Consider the following 703-nt stretch of genomic DNA (forward strand, 5'->3'; position numbering starts at 1 on the left):
CCCCCCCCCCCCCCCCCGGGTCCTCTCCACCTGCCGTGCACGGCAGGGTCACCGCCGTGCAAGGGCCGTTCGTCCACGCTGTGCACTCCCCCAACTGGAGTGCACCCATGGCAGAGCGATTGAAGGGCAAACAGATCGCAATCCTCGCGACCCACGGCTTTGAACAGTCCGAATTGACCGAGCCCAAACGGCTGCTGGAAGCGGAAGGTGCGCGGGTCAGCGTGGTGTCGCCCGCAAAGGAGGCGACCATCAAGGGCTGGAAAGAGAAGAACTGGGGCGACGCCGTCGCGGTCGACATTCCGCTGGACGAGGCGGATCCGGCGGGCTTTGATGCCCTGGTGCTGCCAGGGGGCGTCATCAATCCGGACACACTGCGCACCGACGACGCGGTGCTCAGCTTCATCCGCTCAGTGGATGAAGCCGGCAAGCCCGTCGCGGCGATCTGCCATGGTCCGTGGCTGCTGATCAACAGCGGGCTGGCAGATGGCCGCGAGCTGACCTCCTGGCCCTCCCTTCAGCAGGACCTGGCCAACGCGGGCGCGAACTGGCGCGATGCCGAGGTCGTGGTCGACGGCAACGTGATCACCAGCCGCAAGCCGGATGACATTCCTGCTTTCAGCGAGGCGGTGGTCAAGGCACTCGCCGCGTGATGCCTTGCCGGTAGTGCCGGCCGCCGGCCGTCACTACCTTATTTGCCCAGCAG

The 703-nt window shown here is 66.6% G+C and carries 1 protein-coding gene; it reads left to right on the forward strand.

All coding sequences use genetic code 11. The features are described from left to right. Positions 1–107 precede the first annotated feature (107 nt). Positions 108–650 (forward strand): type 1 glutamine amidotransferase domain-containing protein, encoded by a 543-nt coding sequence (locus tag ABGA94_RS09425; RefSeq protein ID WP_005415602.1) that lies wholly within the window; start codon positions 108–110, stop codon positions 648–650. Positions 651–703: the final 53 nt, after the last annotated feature.

It is taken from the genome of Stenotrophomonas sp. 3diitr2024 (assembly GCF_042136455.1).
Taxonomy (GTDB): domain Bacteria; phylum Pseudomonadota; class Gammaproteobacteria; order Xanthomonadales; family Xanthomonadaceae; genus Stenotrophomonas; species Stenotrophomonas sepilia.